At 70.7% G+C, this 19,563-nt stretch carries 16 protein-coding genes; 4 read left to right on the top strand and 12 right to left on the bottom strand.

All coding sequences use genetic code 11. From position 1 onward, the window contains the following. Window positions 1–5: 5 nt before the first annotated feature. Window positions 6–281 (top strand): DUF4229 domain-containing protein, encoded by a 276-nt coding sequence (locus BJY17_RS14430; protein WP_179551970.1) that lies wholly within the window; start codon window positions 6–8, stop codon window positions 279–281. 16 nt (window positions 282–297) lie between these two features. Here the strand turns inward: BJY17_RS14430 and BJY17_RS14425 are convergent, their stop codons facing one another. Genes BJY17_RS14425 through BJY17_RS14410 form a run of 4 tightly spaced genes read right to left on the bottom strand, consistent with a single transcriptional unit; the run spans window position 298 to window position 3,757 of the window. Further along, window positions 298–1,308 carry a 1,4-dihydroxy-2-naphthoate polyprenyltransferase gene (locus BJY17_RS14425; RefSeq protein ID WP_322789848.1) on the bottom strand — a complete coding sequence of 337 codons (1,011 nt, stop codon included), beginning with the start codon at window positions 1,306–1,308 and terminating at the stop codon, window positions 298–300. Between the two features lie 9 nt (window positions 1,309–1,317). Beyond that, window positions 1,318–2,574, bottom strand: a complete 1,257-nt coding sequence (locus BJY17_RS14420; protein WP_179551969.1) for an AMP-binding protein — start codon at window positions 2,572–2,574, stop codon at window positions 1,318–1,320. Window positions 2,575–2,590: 16 nt separating this feature from the next. Continuing rightward, the gene (locus tag BJY17_RS14415) at window positions 2,591–3,511 is read right to left on the bottom strand and encodes a 1,4-dihydroxy-2-naphthoyl-CoA synthase (RefSeq protein WP_179551968.1); all 921 of its coding nucleotides are present in this window, start codon (window positions 3,509–3,511) and stop codon (window positions 2,591–2,593) included. A gap of 33 nt (window positions 3,512–3,544) precedes the next feature. Next, window positions 3,545–3,757, bottom strand: coding sequence for a hypothetical protein (locus BJY17_RS14410; RefSeq protein WP_179551967.1), 213 nt, complete (start codon window positions 3,755–3,757; stop codon window positions 3,545–3,547). Between the two features lie 123 nt (window positions 3,758–3,880). On the opposite strand from BJY17_RS14410, the gene BJY17_RS14405 reads away from it, so the two are divergent. Then, on the top strand, window positions 3,881–4,894 hold the full coding sequence (locus BJY17_RS14405; protein WP_179551966.1) for an o-succinylbenzoate synthase: 1,014 nt from the start codon (window positions 3,881–3,883) through the stop codon (window positions 4,892–4,894). 143 nt (window positions 4,895–5,037) lie between these two features. Then, the gene (locus tag BJY17_RS14400) at window positions 5,038–5,460 is read left to right on the top strand and encodes a hypothetical protein (RefSeq protein WP_179551965.1); all 423 of its coding nucleotides are present in this window, start codon (window positions 5,038–5,040) and stop codon (window positions 5,458–5,460) included. 85 nt (window positions 5,461–5,545) lie between these two features. Here BJY17_RS14400 and BJY17_RS14395 read toward each other — a convergent pair whose 3' ends face one another. Further along, complete coding sequence (locus BJY17_RS14395) at window positions 5,546–5,908, bottom strand: MerR family transcriptional regulator (protein ID WP_179551964.1); 363 nt, start codon at window positions 5,906–5,908, stop codon at window positions 5,546–5,548. Window positions 5,909–5,979: 71 nt separating this feature from the next. Between BJY17_RS14395 and BJY17_RS14390 the strand changes: the two genes are divergently transcribed. Further along, the gene (locus BJY17_RS14390; RefSeq protein ID WP_179551963.1) at window positions 5,980–7,209 is read left to right on the top strand and encodes an MFS transporter; all 1,230 of its coding nucleotides are present in this window, start codon (window positions 5,980–5,982) and stop codon (window positions 7,207–7,209) included. 16 nt (window positions 7,210–7,225) lie between these two features. Here BJY17_RS14390 and pulA read toward each other — a convergent pair whose 3' ends face one another. The 7 genes from pulA to BJY17_RS14355 form a co-directional block, all read right to left on the bottom strand. Next, window positions 7,226–13,363 carry a pullulanase-type alpha-1,6-glucosidase gene (pulA, locus tag BJY17_RS14385; RefSeq protein WP_179551962.1) on the bottom strand — a complete coding sequence of 2,046 codons (6,138 nt, stop codon included), beginning with the start codon at window positions 13,361–13,363 and terminating at the stop codon, window positions 7,226–7,228. Between the two features lie 267 nt (window positions 13,364–13,630). Further along, complete coding sequence (gene ccsB / locus BJY17_RS14380; protein WP_179552895.1) at window positions 13,631–14,578, bottom strand: c-type cytochrome biogenesis protein CcsB; 948 nt, start codon at window positions 14,576–14,578, stop codon at window positions 13,631–13,633. A 135-nt stretch (window positions 14,579–14,713) separates the two neighbouring features. After that, a complete protein-coding gene (gene resB / locus BJY17_RS14375) occupies window positions 14,714–16,450 on the bottom strand; it encodes a cytochrome c biogenesis protein ResB (protein ID WP_179551961.1) in 1,737 nt (578 codons plus the stop codon). Beyond that, on the bottom strand, window positions 16,434–17,180 hold the full coding sequence (locus tag BJY17_RS14370; RefSeq protein WP_179551960.1) for a cytochrome c biogenesis CcdA family protein: 747 nt from the start codon (window positions 17,178–17,180) through the stop codon (window positions 16,434–16,436). Before BJY17_RS14370 ends, resB begins: the two co-directional genes overlap by 17 nt. A 3-nt stretch (window positions 17,181–17,183) precedes the next feature. Continuing rightward, entirely contained in the window at window positions 17,184–17,777 is a 594-nt protein-coding gene (locus BJY17_RS14365) for a TlpA family protein disulfide reductase (protein WP_179551959.1), read from the bottom strand. Continuing rightward, window positions 17,777–18,436, bottom strand: a complete 660-nt coding sequence (locus BJY17_RS14360) for a histidine phosphatase family protein (RefSeq protein WP_179551958.1) — start codon at window positions 18,434–18,436, stop codon at window positions 17,777–17,779. The genes BJY17_RS14365 and BJY17_RS14360 overlap by 1 nt, the downstream gene beginning before the upstream one ends. A 78-nt stretch (window positions 18,437–18,514) precedes the next feature. Further along, entirely contained in the window at window positions 18,515–19,471 is a 957-nt protein-coding gene (locus BJY17_RS14355) for a Dyp-type peroxidase (protein WP_179551957.1), read from the bottom strand. Window positions 19,472–19,563: the final 92 nt, after the last annotated feature.

The raw sequence follows: 19,563 nt of genomic DNA, 5'->3' as shown, positions 1-19,563 counted from the left end.
ATCGGGTGAAATCCGTGCCCGTCTGGATCTGGTACACCGCGCTGCGGGTGCTGCTGTTCGCCGTTCCGCTCGCGGTGCTCCTCATGGCGGGCGTCAACGTCTGGGTCTCGACCGCGATCGCCGCACTGTTCGGGCTGAGCGCGTCGCTCATCTTCCTGCGCCGGGCGCGCGAATCGATGTCGAGCGACCTCTACGCCGCCCGCCACCGCGAGACGCCGGTCGTGCACGAAGACGCCGAGGCCGAAGACGCCGCGATCGAACGCGGCGCCGACGAGCGCTGATCAGAGCGCTCGCTGATCAGAGCGCGAACGCCAGACCGAGTCCGATGCCGTAGACGAGCGCCGTGAGGCTCGCGAGCTGCAGCGCGATGATCAGCTCTCGAGGGGTCTTCGCCGTGAGCACGATGAGGCACGCGGGCAGCGCCGCGAGCAGCGCGAACATGACGAGCCACGCCGTCGGGTAGAACAGCGCGAAGAACACGGCGATCGCGAACGGCACGAGCATGAAGACCGCGAACAGGATGCGTCCCGCGAGCGGGCCGACGAGCACGGCGAGGGTGCGCTTGCCCGCGACCTTGTCTTGCGCCACGTCGCGCAGGTTGTTGGCCATGAGCACCGCGCAGGCGATGAGGCCCACTCCGACGCCGCCGAGCCAGGCCTCGAGGTTGACGCTGAGCGCCTGCACGAACGCCGAACCCGCGGTCGCGACGAGACCGAAGAAGACGAAGACGAAGAGCTCGCCGAGGCCGTAGTAGCCGTAGGGACGCTTGCCGCCGGTGTAGAACCAGGCGGCGACGATCGCGACCGCGCCGACGGCGAGCAGCCACCACTGGCCCGTCACGATCGTGAGCGCGAGGCCGGCGAGGGCCGCGAGGGCGAAGAAGCTCAGCGCGACGGCGAGCACCTGCTTGGGCTTGGCGACGCCTGAGCCCGTGAGGCGGGCCGGGCCCACCCGGTGCTCGTCGGTGCCGCGCACGCCGTCGGAGTAGTCGTTGGCGTAGTTGACGCCGATCTGCAGCGCGAGCGCGACCACGAGGGCCAGCAGTGCCCGCGCGGGGTGCCACGGACCGTCGGCGATCGCGATGACGCCCGCCCCCGTGCCGAGGGCGACCGGTGCGATGGCGAGCGGCAGGGTGCGCAGTCTCGCGCCCGAGACCCAGTCGGCGGCCGTGGCGCGATCGCGCGATGGCGCCTTCGGCGATGACGCGCCTCGGGCGGCCTTGGCCGGGTTGCCGCTGCGCGCCGGCGTGCCGGACTTCCCGGTGAGGTCGGCGGCGGGATTCAGGCGTTGGGGTTTCGGGCGGGCCACACGAACATGCTAGTTCGCGCGCCCGCCTGGAACCTCGGTGTTCCCCGACCCCGCCGATTCGGCGAGCATTCGTGCGAGCTGCCGCCGGTCGGGCTTGCCCGAGGCGAGCTGCGGCAGTGCGTCGAGTCGCAGCAGCCGCACGGGCCGGGCGGCGGGCGCGAGCCCCGCGGCATCCGTCGCGGTCGCGAGGGCCGCGACGTCCGCCCCCTCGACGTGACGCGAAGCGTCGTTCCGCCCACGAGGAAGGTCGATTCGCGTCATCTCACGCGACGCGACCGCGACCGCGGGCCGCTGACCCCAGTCGGCGTCGTCGACCGCGACCACGACGGCCTCGGCGAACCCCGGAACGCCGCGGATGGCGCGTTCGACCTCGCCGAGTGCGACCTTCACGCCGCCCGAGATGATGACGTCGTCGGCGCGGCCGCGAATGCTGAGGAGCCCGTCGGGCGCCAGGTCGCCGAGGTCGCCCGTGCGATACCAGCGGGTGCCGCGGGCGTCGGTCGTGAAGGTCGCGGCGGTGCGCTCCGGGGCCCCGAGATAGCCCGCGGCGAGCATCGGTCCCGAGAGCTCCACGAGCCCGTCGACGAGGCGCACGCCGACGCCGTCGAGCGGGCGACCGTCGTAGACGCAGCCGCCCGCGGTCTCGCTCGAGCCGTAGGTGCGCACGACCCGCGCACCGAGCCGGTCGGCCCTGATGACGAGTTCCGGAGCGAGCGCCTGCCCTCCGACGAGCACCGCGTCGTAGCCGCTGAGCGCCGCGGCCACGAATGCGTCGCGCTCGGCCCGGTCGAGGATCCGGGCCAGTTGCACCGGCACCAGGGAGGTGTAGCGCGGGGTCTCGGCACTGAGTCGAGCGGATGCCGCGGCGAACCCCTCTGGCGTGAACGGCCCGTCATCGACCGGCACGGGCGCGGTGCCGGCGAGGATCGACCGCACGAGCACCTGAGCACCCGCCACGTAGTGCCCGGGCAGGGCGAGCAGCCACCGGCCCGGGCCGTCGAGGCGATCGGCGGTGGCATCGGCGCTCGCGATCAGCGCGTCGGCCGAGAGCATCACGCGCTTCGGGGCATCCGTCGACCCGCTCGTCTCGACGACGAGCGCCATGTCGTCGTCGACTTCCGTGGGTCGAGGAGGGCGACCCGCGCCCGTCTCGAGACCTGCCGCGTCGGAGACCGGCCACACGGCGTCACCGCCCGCGAGTGCCTCGCGGAGCGCCTCGGTCAGCCCCGCGACGTCGGCCGCCGAAACCTGACGGAGGGGTTTCATCGACGGCGCCGCCGCATCAGTAGTGCCACGGGTACGGGCCCCAGTCGGGGTCGCGCTTCTCGAGGAAGGCGTCGCGGCCCTCGACGGCCTCGTCGGTGCCGTAGGCGAGACGCGTGGCCTCGCCCGCGAAGACCTGCTGGCCGACCATGCCGTCGTCGACCGCGTTGAACGCGAACTTCAGCATGCGCACCGCGGTCGGCGACTTCGTGAGGATCGTGCGGGCCATCGCGATGGCCTCGCGCTCGAGCTCCGCGTGCGGCACGACCCGGTTCACCGCGCCCATCTCGTAGGCCCGCTCGGCCGAGTACTCCTCGGCGAGGAAGAACACCTCGCGCGCGAACTTCTGGCCGATCTGGCGTGCGAAGTACGCCGAGCCGTAGCCGGCGTCGAAGCTGCCCACATCGGCGTCGGTCTGCTTGAACCGGCCCTGCTCGCGGCTCGCGATGGTCAGGTCGCAGACGACGTGCAGCGAGTGGCCGCCACCGGCCGCCCAGCCGGGCACGACCGCGATGACGACCTTCGGCATGAAGCGGATGAGCCGCTGCACCTCGAGGATGTGCAGGCGCCCCGTGCTGGCCGCCGCTGCGGGGTCGCGCACGACCTCGGTCTCGTCGGCCGAGTACTGGTAGCCGTCGCGCCCGCGGATGCGCTGGTCGCCGCCCGAGCAGAACGCCCAGCCGCCGTCCTTCGCGCTCGGCCCGTTGCCGGTCAGCAGCACGACGCCGATGCGCGGGTTCGTGCGCGCGTCTTCGAGGGCGCGGTAGAGCTCGTCGACCGTGTGCGGGCGGAACGCGTTGCGCACCTCGGGCCGGTCGAACGCGATGCGCGCGATGCGGCCGTCGTTCGAGTGGTGGTACGTGATGTCGGTGAATCCGACCGCGGATGCCGCCTCGATCCACTCGCTCGCATCGAACAGTTCAGACACCTCGGCGCTCATGCCCCAAGCCTATTCCGCGGGCGTCGCGTCGATTCAGTCCCCGCCGAGGAAGCCGATCATGCCGGATTCGAAGAACCACGTGACGTACGTCGTGACGACGAACACGACCGTGATGACCGCTGCGGTGATCGGGATCAGCGCCGCGATCACCAGCAGCACTCCCCCGACGCCGATGAGCACGTTCTTCGAGACCGGCTCCTCGGGCATCTCGACGCCGTCGATGCCGAGCTGCTGCAGTCCGTCCATGTGCACCTCCCGTGGGCGTTCACCCTGAGCAGACGTGCTGCTGTCCGCCAATGCGACACCTCCTCGTGGGCGTTCACCCTAACAGGCCGCCCTCTTCGCGACCCGGGGTGCGAGACTGGGCACATGCTGCCCGAGCCGAACGAACTGCTCGCCACCGCAAGAGTCGTGGCCCTCCCTCTCGTGACGCGGTTCCGCGGCATCGACGTGCGCGAGGCGCTGCTCTTCGAAGGGCCCGAGGGCTGGACCGAGTTCTCCCCGTTCGCCGAGTACGGCGACGACGAGGCATCCGCCTGGCTGGCGGCCGCGATCGACTTCGGCTGGACGGCCCCGCCGCCCGCGTTCCGCGACCGCATCCCGGTGAACGCGACCGTACCGGCGGTCGACCCCGACAGCGTCGCCGCCGTGCTCGCGCGTTTCCCCGGATGCCGTACGGCGAAAGTCAAGGTCGGAAGCCCCGACCAGACGCTCGCACAGGATGTCGCCCGTGTGCGCGCCGTGCGCGAGGCGCTCGGCCCCGAGGGCCGCATCCGGGTCGACGCCAACGCCGGATGGAACGTCGACGAGGCCGAGCACGCGATCCACGCGCTCGCGCCGTTCGACCTCGAGTACGTCGAGCAGCCGTGCGCGAGCGTCGAGGAGCTCGCCGAGATCCGCCGCCGCACGAAGTACATGGGGGTGCCGATCGCCGCCGACGAGAGCGTGCGCCGCGCCGACGACCCGCTCGCGGTCGCCGAGGCCGGTGCCGCCGACCTGCTCGTGATCAAGGCGCCGCCGCTCGGCGGCATCCACCGCGCGCTCGAGCTCATCGGCCGCACGGGCCTGCCCGTCGTGGTGTCGAGCGCCCTCGACACGAGCATCGGCCTGTCGATGGGCGCGCACCTCGCGGCATCCGTGCCCGCGCTCGAATTCGACTGCGGGCTCGGCACCGCGTCGCTCCTGGCAGCGGATGTCACGCGGTCGCCGTTGCTGCCCGAAGACGGGTCGATCCCCGTGCGTCGAGTGCTGCCCCACCTCGACCTGCTCGAGCGGTACGCCGCGTCGCCCGAGCGCACCGAGTGGTGGTTCGAGCGCATCGTGCGCTGCCATGCGGTGCTCGCCGAGGCCGCGGCCGGGCGGCACGCGGAGCGGACCCCGTAGGCAGACCCCCACATCTGGGGAGGGAAACATGAGCCCCACTCCGCTATTCAGGGAGAGCACGGATGCCTCGCGCCGAACCGGGCGCGACCGTGGGGTCTGTGCGCGCATGCGAATTGCGCACCTCACTTACCCGGAGGAATCACATGTTCAAGCGAACTCTGACCAACATCGGCGCAGGCGTCGCGCTTGCCGCGGCCGTCGCGCTCGGCACCGGCACGGCGGCCTACGCGCACGAGTGCTTCAACCCGAACCGCTCCGAGCAGGGCAATGCCGGGGCGTCGAACTCGCAGGCCTGGTTCACGGTCCACGTCGAGGAACTCACGACCGGCCTGCCCGAGGCCGACGCGGAGTGCGTGCTCGACGCCTACGCGGCGACCGGCGCGCCCATGTCGTTCACCATCCATGTGAAGGGTGCGAATGGCCAGGATGGCGTCGTCGCCGGCAACAACCCGCACGAGGACAAGGCCGGCGACGGCCAGGGCATCGACGAGATCTTCGCCGCGCACGGGGCTGACATCGTCAGCAGCTTCGAGACGTGCGGCGTCGACCTTCCGTTCCCCGTCTGATCCACGGCGAGCCTCGAACGACCGAGCGCCGCGGGCCGGATGGGAGATCTCCCACCCGACCCGTGGCGTCGTCACGACGCCGGCGTCACCCCGTGACGGTCGCTCGCTCGAGGTAGGTCGTGATCGCGTCGCGGTTCTTCGCGAGGCATCCGATGCGCTGATCGAGTTGGGCGCGGCGCTCGGCGAGGGTCTCGGCGAGTTCTCGCTGGATGACGGGCGCCTCGACGAGCGAGGTGTTCGCGAGGCACGGCAGCATGTCGCGGATCACCGCGGTCGGGATGCCCGCCTCGATGAGGCCGCGCACCTGGTTCACCCGTTCGATCGCCGCGTCGGCGTAGTCGCGGTAGCCGTTGTGCTCGCGCGTCGAGCTCACGAGCCCCTGCTCCTCGTAGTAGCGGAGCAGGCGCGTCGCCACGCCGGTTCGCGTCGAGAGTTCGCCGATGCGCATGCCGCCTCCTGTGTCGTCGCGTGGCTCGCGACTTGACCTTCACACTAGTGTCAAGGTTCGACACTGTCGACATGGCATCACCGATCACCGACCGTTCCACCCCGCCATCACTCGCCGCGCCGGACCGCGCACGCCGACCGCGCACGCGCCTGCCGCTCAACGGGCTGCTCGCCCTCGCCGCCGTCGTGTTCACCGGGGTCGTCACCGAGATCCTCCCGGCCGGGCTCCTGCCGCAGATGAGCGCCGACCTCGGGGCGTCCGAATCGCAGATCGGCCAGCTCGTGGCGATCTACGCGGTCACCACCGCGATCACCGCGATCCCGCTCACCGCCGTCACCCGCAGCCTGCCGCGGAAGCCCCTGCTCGTCGGGCTCGTCATCGGGTTCGCCCTCGTCAACGGCGTCACGGCGATCGCCGACTCCTACACGGTGATCCTCATCGCCCGCATGTTCGGCGGCATGCTCGCCGGACTGCTCTGGGCGATGGCGGCGGGCTACGCCATGCGGACCGTCGAGCCCGAGCACTCCGGCCGCGCCCTGTCGATCGCCATGGTCGGCACCCCGCTCGCCTTCGCGTTCGGCCTGCCGATCGCGACGACCCTCGGCGCCGCGATCGGCTGGCGGGCCGCCTTCGGCGTCATCGCCGTCGTGGGAGTCGGGCTCGCGATCTGGGCCGCAGCCGCACTGCCCTCGTTCCCGGGCGAGCGCTCCGGGCAGCGGCCCGGCCTGGCATCCGTGCTGCGGATGCCGGGACTCGTCGCCGTGCTCGCGACGACCGGCCTGTTCGTGCTCGCCCACAACATCGCGTACACCTACATCGCCCCGATCACCGTGGCCTCGGGCATCGACCGGCACCTCGACCTGGCGCTGCTCGTCTTCGGCGTGCTGGCCGTGATCGGCGTGATCGGCGCCGGCGCCCTCGTCGACCGCTGGATGCGCTCGATGGTGCTCGTCGCGACGGCCCTGCTCGGCCTCGCCATGATCGCCATCGGCCTCTTCGCGGGCCAGCCCGTCGTCGTCTTCGTGGCGCTCGCGGTGTGGGGCATCGCCTACGGCAGCGCCCCGACCCTGCTGCAGGCGGCACCGGCGCGCATCGCGGGCGATGCGGCGGATGTCGCGCAGTCCATGGTCGTCGCGACGTGGAACGGCGCGATCGCGGCCGGTGCCTTCCTCGGCGGCCTCGCCCTCGACGAGGTAGGGGTCGAGGTGCTGCCGTGGCTCGCACTGGCGCTGCTCGCCGTCGCCGCGCTCATCGCCGCGACGGCGCGTGCGGCCTTCCGGCCGGTTCGGGCCGGGGAATGATCCCGGCCCGAACCGATCACCAGAGGATGAGCGGCACCGTGAACGACTGCGAGTCCGCGTAGCCCTCGCCGCCGTCGAACACCGCCCGCACGAGGTGCAGGCCTCGCGGCAGCTTCGGCAGCTTGACGTCGATGCGCCCCTCGTCGCTCGCGGCGAGGTCGGCCTCGGCGATGAGCGTGCCGCCGTCGTACACGCGCACGGTGCCGACCGCCGCACTGCCGTCGAGGGCGAACACCGTGCCCCGCAGCTTCACCGCCGACCCGGCCTTCGCGAACAGCTTGGTCGGCGCGGCGACCGTGACGGTCGTCACCGCCGGCGGCGGCTGCTCGTCGACGAGCACGGCGACGCTGCGCGCCGGAACGGTGACCGAGCCCGTCGCGGCATCCCACGTGGTGGTCTTCACGACGGCGTCGGCACCGTTGGCCTGCGCCTCGGCGAGCGCGAACTCGCGACCGGCCAGCCCGGCGACCGTCTCGGTGACCGGCTCGGGCGAGGCGTTGAAGACGACGAGCGCACCGTCGAGCTCGGGGTCGACGTCGTCGCCCACGAGGTCGTCGATCTGCATCGCGATCACGCCGGGGGTCGCGTCGGGCCCGCTGTTCGGGAACGACACCTTCTCATCGATGAGCTCGGCCGAACCGAGCTGCAGCAGGTCGACCGTCGAACGCACGCGCAGCAGGTCGAGGGCGGATGCCTCGGCCGCAGCGATGTCCGCAGCGCCCGGCTTGAGCGCCGGGTCGGCGAGGAGCGGCGCCATGGCCTCCCACTTGCCGCCGTTGTCGGCCTCACCCGGGAGGCCCGACCCGAAGGTCGACTCCTGGCCGGTCCAGTCGATGCGGTTGAACCAGTCGCCCGAGTTGTAGCTGTTGCGGTCGAGCGACTTCGAGCGCAGCAGCTCGGTGCCGGCGTGCCAGAACGAGGGCGACTGCGACAGCGTCACGGTCGCGAGTTCGAGCGTGTTCATGCGCACCCGGTCGGCCATCGTCGTGTCGGTCGGCAGCTTGAACACCGAGAGGTCGTAGAGCGTCTCGTTGTCATGGGCGTCGACGTAGTTGATGACCTCGTCGGGCTGATCGGCGTATCCGGCCGGCGCACCCCGGTAGTCGAGCGCGTCGCCGCGCACGAGCTGCCCCGAGGCATCCGTCAGCTCGTAGCCGCGGAGGTTGCCCGCGAGGCCGAGCTTCACCAGGTCGGTCTGGTGGCCGAGGTCGGTGAGCTGGTCGGCCTGCGACGGCGTGCCCGGCCGGCCGTTGGGGTCGGTGCCGAGCCCGGTGCCGAAGCCCTGCTGGAACGTCGATGCGCCGTCGACCGGGCTGCCGCCGTGCACGGCGTCGCGCAGCCGGTCGTTGAAGGTGCCGATGCCCGTGCCGCCGAGCTGGCCCTGCGTGGCCTGCTCGAACAGGGCGTTGTTCGCGACCTCGCCGAAGTTCCAGCCCTCGCCGTAGAGGTAGACCGCCTTGCCGTCGACGCCGTCCTCCTCGAGCGTGAGCTCGTCGAGGGCTGCACGCACCGCCAGCATGTTGGCCTTCGAGTGGTGACCCATGAGGTCGAAGCGGAAGCCGTCGACCTTGTACTCCCTCGCCCACAGCACGACGGAGTCGACCATGAGCTTCTGCGCCACGTCGTGCTCGGTCGCCACGTTCTGGCAGCACGTCGAGGTCTCGACGTTTCCGGCCGCGTTCAGGCGCTGGTAGTAGCCGGGCACGATCTTGTCGAGCACCGACTTGCCGCCCTGGCCCGCCTCGGCGGTGTGGTTGTAGACCTCGTCGAGCACGACCGCGAGGCCCGTGGCGTGCAGCGCGCCGACCATCTCGCGGAACTCGGAGACCCGGGCACCGCCGTCGGGGTCGACGGCGTACGAGCCCTCGGGCGCCTGGAAGTGGAACGGGTCGTACCCCCAGTTGAAGCCGTCGAGATCGCGCACCGCATCGATGCACGCCTGCTGCTCGGGCGATGCCGGACCGAACGACGCGAGGTCGCAGTCGGGCGTCGCCTGAGCGGCCCGGTTCTCCTCGATCGTGGCGATGTCGAACGTCGGCAGCAGGTGCACCGTGTTGATGCCGGCGTCGGCGAGCTGCTCCAGCTGGGCGGTGCCGGCCGAGTCCCGCGTGAAGGCGCGGTAGGTGCCGCGCTCCTCAGCCGGCACGGTCTCGTCGCCGATCGAGAAGTCGCGCACGTGCAGTTCGTAGATCGCACGGTCGACCGCGCGATCGACGACGGGCGCCGCCGTCTCCTCCCACTGCTCGGGGCGGAGCGACTCGTCGTCGAGGTCGACGACGACCGAGCGCACCGAGTTCGCCGTGAGCGCGACCGAGTACGGGTCGGTCACCGAGTTCGTCTCGATCCCGCCGGTGCTCGGCGCGTAGACCTCGACCGACCAGCGGTACTCGTCGCCGGCCGCGAGCGGCCCGCCGTCGGCACCGTCGGCACCCTCGACCGACCAGACGCCGGTCTCGTCGTCGAAGACGGCGGGGGTCGCGACGGGCTCGCCGCTCTCGCCGGTCGGGAAGACCTCGAGCGCGACCGACTGCGCCGTCGGCGCCCAGAGGGCCAGCGTCGGTTCGCCGCCCTGCCAGTCGACGCCGAGCGAGACGGATGCCACGGCCTCGCCGTAGAGCGCGTCGAGCACGCCGGGCAGCTGCACGCCGGTGAAGGCGGTCAGCTCGTCGTTCGTCGAGCCCGTCGACCCTTGGAGAGGCTCAGGGAGCGAACGCTGCGCGACCGCGAGCTGCTCGGTGAGGAGCCCCTGCACCTCGCCGCGGTCGAGCCCGACCGGGCGCAGGGCGAGGTAGCCCTCGAGTGCCGGGAACGTCGCGAGCTGCTCGTCGGAGAGCCCGTCGGGGTCGAGTTCGAGCTCGATCGGGTCGCCGCCGCCGGTGACGACGCCGCCCTCGACGGCCAGCGCGGCGTCGCCCGAGTGCTCGAGGGTCCACGAGGCATCCGCTGCCTCGGCGCCGCCGAGGAGTTCCGCGGGCCACGCGAGCGTGTCCTCGCCGACCCAGTGCGCGCGCGTCTCACCGGTGCCGGCGAGCGGCGGGTCGGTGACGACGATCTCGAGCACGTGCGTGGCGAGCGTGTATCGGAACTCGACGAGCTTGCCCGTGGTGGCGGTGAACTGGTAATTCGCCCCGCCCGGCGCGCCGCCGACGCCGTAGTTCTCGTCCCAGCTGCGGCCGTGGGCGACCTTCGTCTCGTAGGCGCCGTCGGGGATCTCGTCGGTCGCGAAGGTCAGGACGCCGTCCTTGTCGCCGTCCTGCATGAGCGAGGCGAGGCAGTCGGGCTGCCAGTCGTCGGAGCATCCGACCTCGGACTGGAAGCTGCCGGGCAGCGTCACGACGGGGCCCTCGGCGGTCGACGAGACCACCTTCGTGCCGGGGTTCCAGAAGAACGTGATCGGCCCGCCCGGGTGCGAGTAGGTGACGTTGCCGCCGTTGGGCTCGCCGTTCGCACCGTAGTTCAGGTCCCAGCTGCCGTTGATCGCGACCTTGTACTCGTAGTCGCCGGCCGCCACGTCGAAGGTGCCGGCGTAGATGCCGTCGGCGCGGAGCGTGAGCTTCGCCGCCTCGCAGCCGGGAGCCCAGTCGCCCGCGCAGCCCATCTCGGAGTTGTGCGAACCGGGCACCGTCACGAGGTCGATCGGCTGCTCGGGCTCCTCCTCCTCGACGAGGTTCACGGCGTTGCCGACGCTCGCATACGTCGAGGCGGCGGCGCGGTTGCCGGCGGCATCCGTCGAGATCGCGCGGTACTCGAGCAGGGTGCCCTGCGCGAGGCCCGCCGTGTCGTGGAAGACGCGGGGGCTCGTGTCTTCAGCGGTGCCGAGCGCGTGCCACGCATCGTCGCCGGTGGCACCGGCGACCCGCCACGCGAAGCTCGTCTCCTGCCAGGTGGCGTCGTCGACGTCGGCGACGACGGGGGTGATGCCGGAGACACCGGCGCCGGCGACCGGCGTCGACACCGAGATGGCGGATGCCGCGTCAGGCGCGCTCACCGGACGGTCGGCCTTCCAGACGACCGCACCGAGCGGCGGCACGGTGATCGAGGCGATGCCGTCGGCGTTCGCGGTGACGGCCTCTGCTGCCTGAGCCTGTCGAAGGCCGCCCGAGAGCACCGAGAACTCGCCGCCCTTCGTGAGCGTCGAGACGTCGACCGTCTTCGCGGCCGCCCCGTTGTTCGCGGCCACGAGGTACTCGACCTGCTCGGTGCGGTCGACCCGGCTGAAGGCGTAGATGCCTGCTCCGTTGTCGACGTAGCGCTCGATCTGCGCGCCGGTCGCGAGGGCCGGGTGGGCCGAGCGGAGCGCGGCGAGCTCGGAGATGTGCTCGTAGAGCGGGGCATCCGTCGCGTAGCGGTCGACGCTGCCGGCCGTCTCGCCCGTGACGAGCGGCTGGTTCTGATACTCGGCCACCTGGCTCGCGAAGAGCGTCTGCCGGGCGTCCTTGTCGCCGCCGGTGCCTGCGAAGCCCTGCTCGTCGCCGTAGTAGACGACGGGCTGACCGCGCGTGAGGAAGAGCAGCTCGTGCGCGAGTTCGTCACGCTGCAACGGGGCATCCGTCGAGTTCAGGAAGTAGCCCACACGGCCCATGTCGTGGTTGCCGAGGAAGGTCGGCAGCGCCGTCGCCGACGAGTCGGGGGTCGTGTAGTAGTCGTCGCCGGCGAAGAGCGACTGCAGGTTCTTGGCCGAGTTGCCCGCCGCGAAGCTCACGGCCTGCGACTGGAAGGTGAAGTCGAGCACGGAGTTCATGTCGGTCTTCCGCACGTACGGCGAGAGCTTCTGCGGGTCGGCGTCGTAGACCTCGCCGAACATGAAGAAGTCCTGCTTGCCAAGGCCGTGCGCGTAGTCGAGCACCTCGGTCGACCACTGCTCCCAGAACTCGAAGTTCACGTGCTTGGCGGTGTCGATGCGGAAGCCGTCGATGCCGAGGTCGATCCACTGCTGGTAGACGTCGACGAACCCGTTCACGACGGTCGGGTGCTCGGTCATGAGGTCGTCGAGGCCCGAGAAGTCGCCGTAGGTGACCGACTCCCCCTCCCACGTCGAGTCGCCGCGGTTGTGGTAGAGCGTGGGGTCGTTGAGCCAGGCCGGCACCTTGAGTTCGGTGTCGTCGGCCGTGAGGCTCGGCGTGTACGGGAAGCTCGTCGCGGCATCGAGCGCCGGGAAGTCGGCACCGGTGTCGGCGTCCGCGAAGTCGGCGGGTTCGAACGCGGCGCCGTCGGCGTCGAGGTAGGGGCTCGTGGCCTGGTCGACGTAGGAGTACTGCTGCTCCTCGTAGTCGATGACGTCGGCCGTGTGGTTCGTGATGATGTCGAAGTAGACCTTGATGCCCTTGTCGTGGGCCTCGGCGATGAGTGCCTCGAGCTCGGCGTTCGTGCCGAGGTGCGGGTCGATCTGGGTGAAGTCGGTGATCCAGTAGCCGTGGTATCCGGCGCTCGCATTCGAGCCCTCGCCCTGCACGGGGCGGTTCTTGAAGCTCGGAGTGAGCCAGATCGCGGTCGTGCCGAGCCCGTCGATGTAGTCGAGCTGCGCCCGCAGGCCCGCGAGGTCGCCGCCGTTGTAGAAGCCCTTGTCGGTGGGGTCGTAGCCCGTCGCCATGCGGTCGCCCTCGAGGCCGCCCTGGTCGTTCGCGGGGTCGCCGTTGGCGAAGCGGTCGGTCATGACGAAGTAGAACACCTCGTCGCTGCCGGGCTGGCGCACGGGGTCGGCCACGAGCCCGGCGTCGGATGCCTCCTCGTAGGCACCGCGCAGCGTCGCCTCGGTCGCCTCGAGCCCGACCTTCTTGAGGTTGTCGTCGAAGACGACGCGCACCGCGGTGTCGCCGGCGACGGTCAGCGGGATGTTGTCTCCCCCGCCGTTCAGCCCGTACGCCTCGTCCCAGCTGTCGTTCACGGCGACCTTGTACTCCCAGCTGCCCGCGGGGATCGTGAAGTCGGCCGCGAAGACGCCGGGAGTGCCGGTGGCGGTCAGCTCGGTCTCGGCGCAGTCGGGCGCCCAGTCGGCCGCGCATCCGAGCTCGCTCTGCAGCGAGCCGACGAGGGCGAAGGTGCGCGCCTCGTCCGCCGTGGCGGCGAGGCCCGGGATCACGGTGAGCACGGATGCCGCGAGCCCCCCTGCGACCACGAGGGCGAACCAGCTGCGAGCACGTGCGCGTTGCGTCATCCTTGACTCCCGATTCCCGGCACGACCGCGTGCCACCGACCACTGGCGGCGACGCTAGCAGCGGATCAGGAGTTAATGCAAGCGCTTACAGCTTGATTGGCCGGAACACATGCGCATCGCGCTCGCCCGGGCGCGCGAGAGTGCAAACGCTCTCACCCTGTCTCGTGCTCACGCGGGAGTACCCGATGGGCGCGTGAGTGAGATCCGAGCGCGACGAACGGGGACTCCCGCGCCGAACGGGTACTCACGCGCGAAGGCTCGGGTGGATCAGAGACCCGAGTACGCGTGCAGGCCCTTGAAGAAGAGGTTGACCACGGTGAAGTTGAAGAGCACCGTCGAGAAGCCGATGATCGCGAGCCACGCCGAGCGGGAGCCCCGCCAGCCGCGCGTCGCACGGGCGTGGATGTAGCCGGCGTAGACCACCCAGATGATGAAGGTCCACACCTCCTTGGTGTCCCAGCCCCAGTAGCGACCCCAGGCCTTCTCGGCCCAGACGGAGCCCGCCATGAGGGTGAAGGTCCACATGATGAAGCCGATGATGTTGATGCGGTACGCGAGGTTCTCGAGCGTGACCGAGTCGGGCAGCGTCGCGAGGAAGGTGAGCTTCGCCGCCTTCGCCGTCGCCGCGATCGACTCGCGGCGCGCCTGCATGAGCTGCACGACCGAGAGCGCGAAGCCGAGGGCGAAGAGGCCGACCGACGCGCTCGCCACGAACACGTGGATGACGAGCCACACCGACTGCAGCGCCGGCGGCAGCGGCACCGGGCTGACGTAGAAGTTCAGCGCCGCGACGCCGAGCAGCACGAGCACCAGGCCCGTGATGAAGGTGCCGAGGAACCGCAGGTCCTGCTTCACGATCACGATGACGATGAGGAAGACCGTGGTGATGATGAGCGTGCCCGTGAGCGCGAACTCGTACATGTTCGCCCACGGCACCCGGCCGGCGGCGAGGCCGCGCAGCACCGTGGCCGAGAGGTGCAGGATCCACGCGAGCACCGTCATCGCGACGCCGACGCGCAGCGCGGGCGAACGGCCGTAGGCGACGGATGCCGCCGGCTTCGCCGCGACCGCCGAGCGCTGGCCGCCGGAGGCACCGACGGCGACGGCCTCGTTCACTTCGACGCGCGCCGCGGCATCCGCTGCCGCCGTGGCCGCCGCCGAGCGCCTCGCGAGGTCGATCGAGAACGCGATGAACGCGATCGCGTACACGACCATGGCCGAATACACGCAGAGGATGGAGATCTCGTCGAGGGTCAACTGCACTGTTCTACCTTACGTCGAAGTGTCTGCGCTGCGGGTTGAGCCCGTCGAAACCGGCAAGGGCGGTTTCGAGCTCGGGTTTCGACAGGCTCAACCCGCAGCCTCTCGTGGCCCGGCGTGCTTGTCGGCGAACCCGGTCACGGCGTCTTCGAGACCCGGGTCCTCGCCGCGGGCGAGCGCGGCGTACTCGAGCACGACACGGCCGTCGGCCTTCGTCACGGCCTTGACCCACATGCGGCGACGCGGCACGAAGAGCGAGACGAGCAGACCGCCGAGGATGAGCACCGCGAAGGTGAGCACCCACATCTGCGTCGGGTCGTGATGGATGTCGAAGCTCGCGAAGCGCGGGACGCTCTGCGCGTAGTTTCGCTCGTCGGCGGCAGCGGCGTCGGGGTCGGCGTCCACGTCGACCGCGGGGGCGGCGCCCGGCGTGACGTCGTCGAACGTCACCGTGCCGAGACCGTTCGGCAGCTCGGCGGTCTGGCCGGGCTTCAGCTCGATCGACTCGACGCCGGTCTTGCCGCCGCTCAGCTGCTCGAGCGTCGAGGTGTCGAGCTCGTACACCGAGGTTGGCGTGCCCTCGTCGATGCCGAGATCGCCCTGGTAGACGTTGAGCGTCAGCACCGGCAGGATCAGGTCGGGGTAGCTCGAGGTGTACGCCCCCGAGGTGAGCTCCGTCTGCGTCGGGTAGAAGAAGCCCACCATGCCGAGCTGCTCGGGCATGCCGTCGGGCACCTTCACGACGCCGATCGAGGTGAGGTTCGCGTCCTGCGGCAGGAACGGCACGGCGTCGGTGAAGACGACCTCGCCCTCGGCGTTCTTCACGGTGATCGTCGGGGCGTAGCCGTTGCCGAGCAGGTAGACGTCGGTGCCGTGCGTGTAGAGCGGCTCGTTGACCTTCACCGTGCGGTCCTCGGGCTCGCCGTCCTGATCCTGCACGGTCACGTGCGCCGTGAAGTCGATGGGCTGGCCGATCGCGTCTTGATTCCGCGTCTCGTAGACCGCGTCGAGGCTCTCGAGCGAGAGCTTGTAGGGCGTGAGCCGGGTGTCGGTGAAGAAGCGCCCGGGGTTGAACGAGTCGTAGGCCGCGAGCGTATTCACGAAGGTCTGGCCCTCGACGATCACGCGCTGGCCCGAGAAGCCGAAGCCGCCGCCGAAGCCCACGGCCACGAGCACGCCGACGAGGGCGGTGTGGAAGACGAGGTTGCCGGTCTCGCGGAGGTAGCCGCGCTCGGCCGAGACGGATGGCTCGCCGCGCACCTCGTACTGTTCGACGCGGTAGCCCGCCTGGCGCAGCTGCTTCGCAGCGGAGTCGATCGCGGCGGCCGCAGCTTCGCTGGTTGAGCCTGTCGAAACCGGCAGCGGCCGTTCGGTGTAGCCCGCGAGACGCGAGAGCCGCACCGGCGTGCGCGGCGGCCGGGCCCGCAGCGCCTCGAAGTGGTGCTTCGTGCGCGGGATGATGCAGCCGATGAGCGAGACGAAGAGCAGCAGGTAGATCGCCGAGAACCACGCGGAGGTGTACACGTCGAACATCTGGACGCCGTCGAGGATCGGCGCGAGCCTCGGGTTGTCGTCGAAGTACTGCGTGACGCCGTTGGGGTCGCTCGACCGCTGCGGCACGAGCGAGCCGGGCACCGCGGCGATCGCGAGGAGCAGCAACAGCAGCAGCGCCGTGCGCATGCTCGTGAGCTGACGCCAGGCGAAGCGCAGCCAGCCGACGAAGCCGAGCTTCGGCTGGTTGACGGGCGTCTCGCCGGGGTCGGCCTCGGTCGAGTCGATGTGGTCGGCGGGCCGCGAGGGCGCGCCGGGATCAGATTGCGGGGTCAAAGCCCGTGATCACCGCCTGCAGTTCGTACATCCAGATGGACCAGATGCCCGTCACCATGAGCACGCCGATCACGATGAGCAGCGCACCCCCCGCGATGTTGATCGCGCGGATGTGACGACGGAGGAATGCGAGGGAGCCCGTGACCCAGCTGAAGCCGGCCGCCACGAGCAGGAACGGGATGCCGAGGCCGACGCAGTAGGCGAGGCCGAGCAGCACGCCGCGGCCGGCCGAGGCGGAGTCGGCGCTGAGCGCGAGCACGACGGCGAGGGTCGGGCCGATGCACGGAGTCCAGCCGAGGCCGAACACCATGCCGAGCAGCGGCGCCCCGGCGAGGCCCGTCGCCGGGCGCCACGAGGGTTTGATCGTGCGCTGCAGGAACGTGAACTGGCCGATGAAGACGAGCCCCATGACGATGAGCAGCACTCCGGCGATGCGCACGATCAGGTCGGCGTACTGCACGAGCCACGACCCGGCGAAGCCCGCGACGAGGTTGAAGCTGACGAAGACGACGGTGAACCCGGCGATGAAGAGCAGCACGCCGAGCAGCAGCCGTCGGCGGTTCTTCCGCTCCGTGGCGGCGTCGGCAGAGGCATCGGTGAAGCCGCCCAGGTAACCGAGGTAGCCGGGCACGAGGGGCAGCACGCACGGAGAGAGGAACGAGACGAGCCCGGCGGCGATCGCGATCGGCATCGCCGCGAGCAGCTGCCCGTTCAACACGATCTCGCCCATGCGCTAGGCCTGCTCGGCGAGGAGGTCGTCGATGATCGTCTGCAGGATCGAGGCGTCCTCGAGCTGGCCGAGCACGCGGGCCGCGACCCGGCCGCTCTGGTCGAGCACGATCGTCGTCGGCACGGCGGCGGGCGGCACCTTGCCCGCGAAGGCGAGCTGCGCCACGCCGGTCTCGACGTCGAGCACCGACGGGTACGTGACGCCGTAGTCCTTCTCGAACGGCGCGGCGGTTCCCGCCTGGTCGCGCACGTTCACCCCGACGAAGCTCACCTCGTCGGCGTCGACCGACTCGTGCACCTCCTGCAGGATGGGCGCCTCGGCGCGGCACGGCGCGCAGCCCGCGTACCAGAAGTTGACGACCTGCACCTTGCCCGCGTCATCCGCCGAGTCGTACTGCTCGCCCTCGACGGTCTCACCGTCGAACTCGATGGGATCGCCGCGATCGGCGGCGTCGTACACCGTGATCGTGCCGTCACCGGCGATGTAGTTCTTGCCGCTGCCCTCGCGGAACTGGTCGGCGAGCGGGTCGCTCGTGCACCCGGTCAGCAGCAGGGCGGATGCCACGACGACCGCCGTCAACGACCAACGACTGCGCATCACACGGCTCCGACATCTGTGGCTTGGGCGGCGAGTCCCGCCGCGGGATCGGTGTAGCCGACCTCGACGAACCCATGCTTGCTGCCTGAGCCGGTCGAAGGTTCGAGCGTCGTGATGCTCGACAGTGCGCAGCGCCGACGACGGGGGTCGTGCGCGAGGGAGAGGCCGGCGAGGCGGCGGTGCACCATCCAGATCGGCAACTGGTGGCTGACGATCACGACGTCGCCGCCATCGACCGACTGCCACGCGTCGCCGATGGCGGCGAGCATGCGATCGGCGATCGAGCGGAACGGCTCGCCCCAGCTCGGCTCCCACGGGTTCACGAGCAGGGGCCAGTTGCGGACGTCGCGGAGCGCACCGTCGTGGCCGCGCATGCGCTTGCCCTCGAAGCGGTTCTCGGGCTCGATCACGCGCTCGTCGAGCGTCGGTTCGAGGCCGAATGCCGCGGCGATCGGCTCGGCCGACTGCTGCGTGCGCTGCAGCGGCGAGGAGACGAGTGCGCCGACCGCGCGATCACGGGCGACGAGGTCGTCGGCGGCGGCCTGCGCCATCGCGCGACCGAGGTCGGAGAGTCCGAATCCCGAGAGTCGTCCGTAGAGCACACCCTGGGGGTTGAACACCTCGCCATGGCGCACGAGATGGATCTGTTCGGCCGGCACGGCTTCCAGTCTAGAGAGCGGCTTCCTTTGAATCCGCCGTGCGTCCCGCTCGTCGTCGCCACCGGCGCACGGCGATCGTCAGTCGCCGTCGGCGAGCGCCTCGAGCAGATGGAGCGGCGGCACGAAGAACGTGCCGCCCGTCGTGGCGGTCGACACGTCGAGGATGCGGTCGTGGTACCCGGGCGGATCACCGAGGAACATGCGCTGCAGCATCCGCTCGATGACCCACAAGCGGCGGGAGTACCCGATGAAGTACGTGCCCATCTCGCCGCTCGCGGGGCTGCCGAACGGCATGTTGTCACGCAGGATCTCGAGCTCCTCGCCGTCGTCGCCGGTGATCGTCGCGAGCGTCTTGTGCGCCCGCTGCGGTTCGGTGTCGTCGAGTTCGAGGTTGTCGGCCTTCCTCCTTCCGATCACCGCCTCCTGCTGCTCGGTCGTCATCGCGTTCCAGACGGCGAGGTCGTGCAGGTACTTCTGCACGACGACGTAGCTCCCACCGGCGAATGCCGGGTCCTCGTCGCCGATGAGGGTCGCCTCCGCCATGCCTGCGCCCGACGGGTTCGCGGTGCCGTCGACGAACCCGAGCAGGTCGCGCGCATCGAAGTAGCGGAACCCGTTGACCTCGTCGACCACCTCGACCGCGTCGCCGAGCTGCTCGAGCAGCAGCCGTTCGAACTCGAAGCAGAAGTCGGCCCGGTCCGCGCGGATGTGGAACAGCAGGTCGCCCGGGGTCGCCGGTGCGCGGTGCTCCCCGTTCACGATCTGCGTGAACGGACGCAGCTCGGCCGGCCGGTCGGTTCGACCCAGCCGGTCCCAGAGGTCCGAGCCGATGCCGACGACGCACGAGAGGTTGGCCCCGAGGTCGCGGAATCCGACGGACTTGACGAGATCGTCGATGCCGGCGACGACCTCGAGCGCGGTGCGCAGCACGTCGTCGCCCGACGGGATCGTCACCACGAGGAAGACTGCCGAGCGCGAGAGCGGCGCCGCCACCTGCTGCGCGTCGATCGGCACTCGACGATCGCTTCCGTCCATGACCGTGCTCCCCCCGAAGCTCCGGCGCTCGCGGCCCCTGCGACCGCGCGTCTCCCGCCACCCTATGCCCGACGTGCGATCGCCCGACAGGA

The organism is Agromyces hippuratus (assembly GCF_013410355.1).
GTDB classification, from domain to species: Bacteria; Actinomycetota; Actinomycetes; order Actinomycetales; family Microbacteriaceae; genus Agromyces; species Agromyces hippuratus.
The sequence above is the reverse complement of the archived record's forward strand: the minus strand, read 5'-3'. Positions and strand labels throughout refer to the sequence as shown.

Coding starts and splice junctions, on each gene's coding strand:
- BJY17_RS14420 (WP_179551969.1), bottom strand. CDS start 2,574: ATGAAACCCCTCCGTCAGGTTTCGGCGGCCGACGTCGCGGGGCTGACC.
- BJY17_RS14365 (WP_179551959.1), bottom strand. CDS start 17,777: ATGCGCAGTCGTTGGTCGTTGACGGCGGTCGTCGTGGCATCCGCCCTG.
- pulA (WP_179551962.1), bottom strand. CDS start 13,363: ATGACGCAACGCGCACGTGCTCGCAGCTGGTTCGCCCTCGTGGTCGCA.
- BJY17_RS14355 (WP_179551957.1), bottom strand. CDS start 19,471: ATGGACGGAAGCGATCGTCGAGTGCCGATCGACGCGCAGCAGGTGGCG.
- BJY17_RS14415 (WP_179551968.1), bottom strand. CDS start 3,511: ATGAGCGCCGAGGTGTCTGAACTGTTCGATGCGAGCGAGTGGATCGAG.
- BJY17_RS14370 (WP_179551960.1), bottom strand. CDS start 17,180: ATGGGCGAGATCGTGTTGAACGGGCAGCTGCTCGCGGCGATGCCGATC.
- BJY17_RS14395 (WP_179551964.1), bottom strand. CDS start 5,908: ATGCGCATCGGCGAACTCTCGACGCGAACCGGCGTGGCGACGCGCCTG.
- BJY17_RS14405 (WP_179551966.1), top strand. CDS start 3,881: ATGCTGCCCGAGCCGAACGAACTGCTCGCCACCGCAAGAGTCGTGGCC.
- BJY17_RS14390 (WP_179551963.1), top strand. CDS start 5,980: ATGGCATCACCGATCACCGACCGTTCCACCCCGCCATCACTCGCCGCG.
- BJY17_RS14400 (WP_179551965.1), top strand. CDS start 5,038: ATGTTCAAGCGAACTCTGACCAACATCGGCGCAGGCGTCGCGCTTGCC.
- ccsB (WP_179552895.1), bottom strand. CDS start 14,578: ATGGTCGTGTACGCGATCGCGTTCATCGCGTTCTCGATCGACCTCGCG.
- BJY17_RS14410 (WP_179551967.1), bottom strand. CDS start 3,757: ATGGACGGACTGCAGCAGCTCGGCATCGACGGCGTCGAGATGCCCGAG.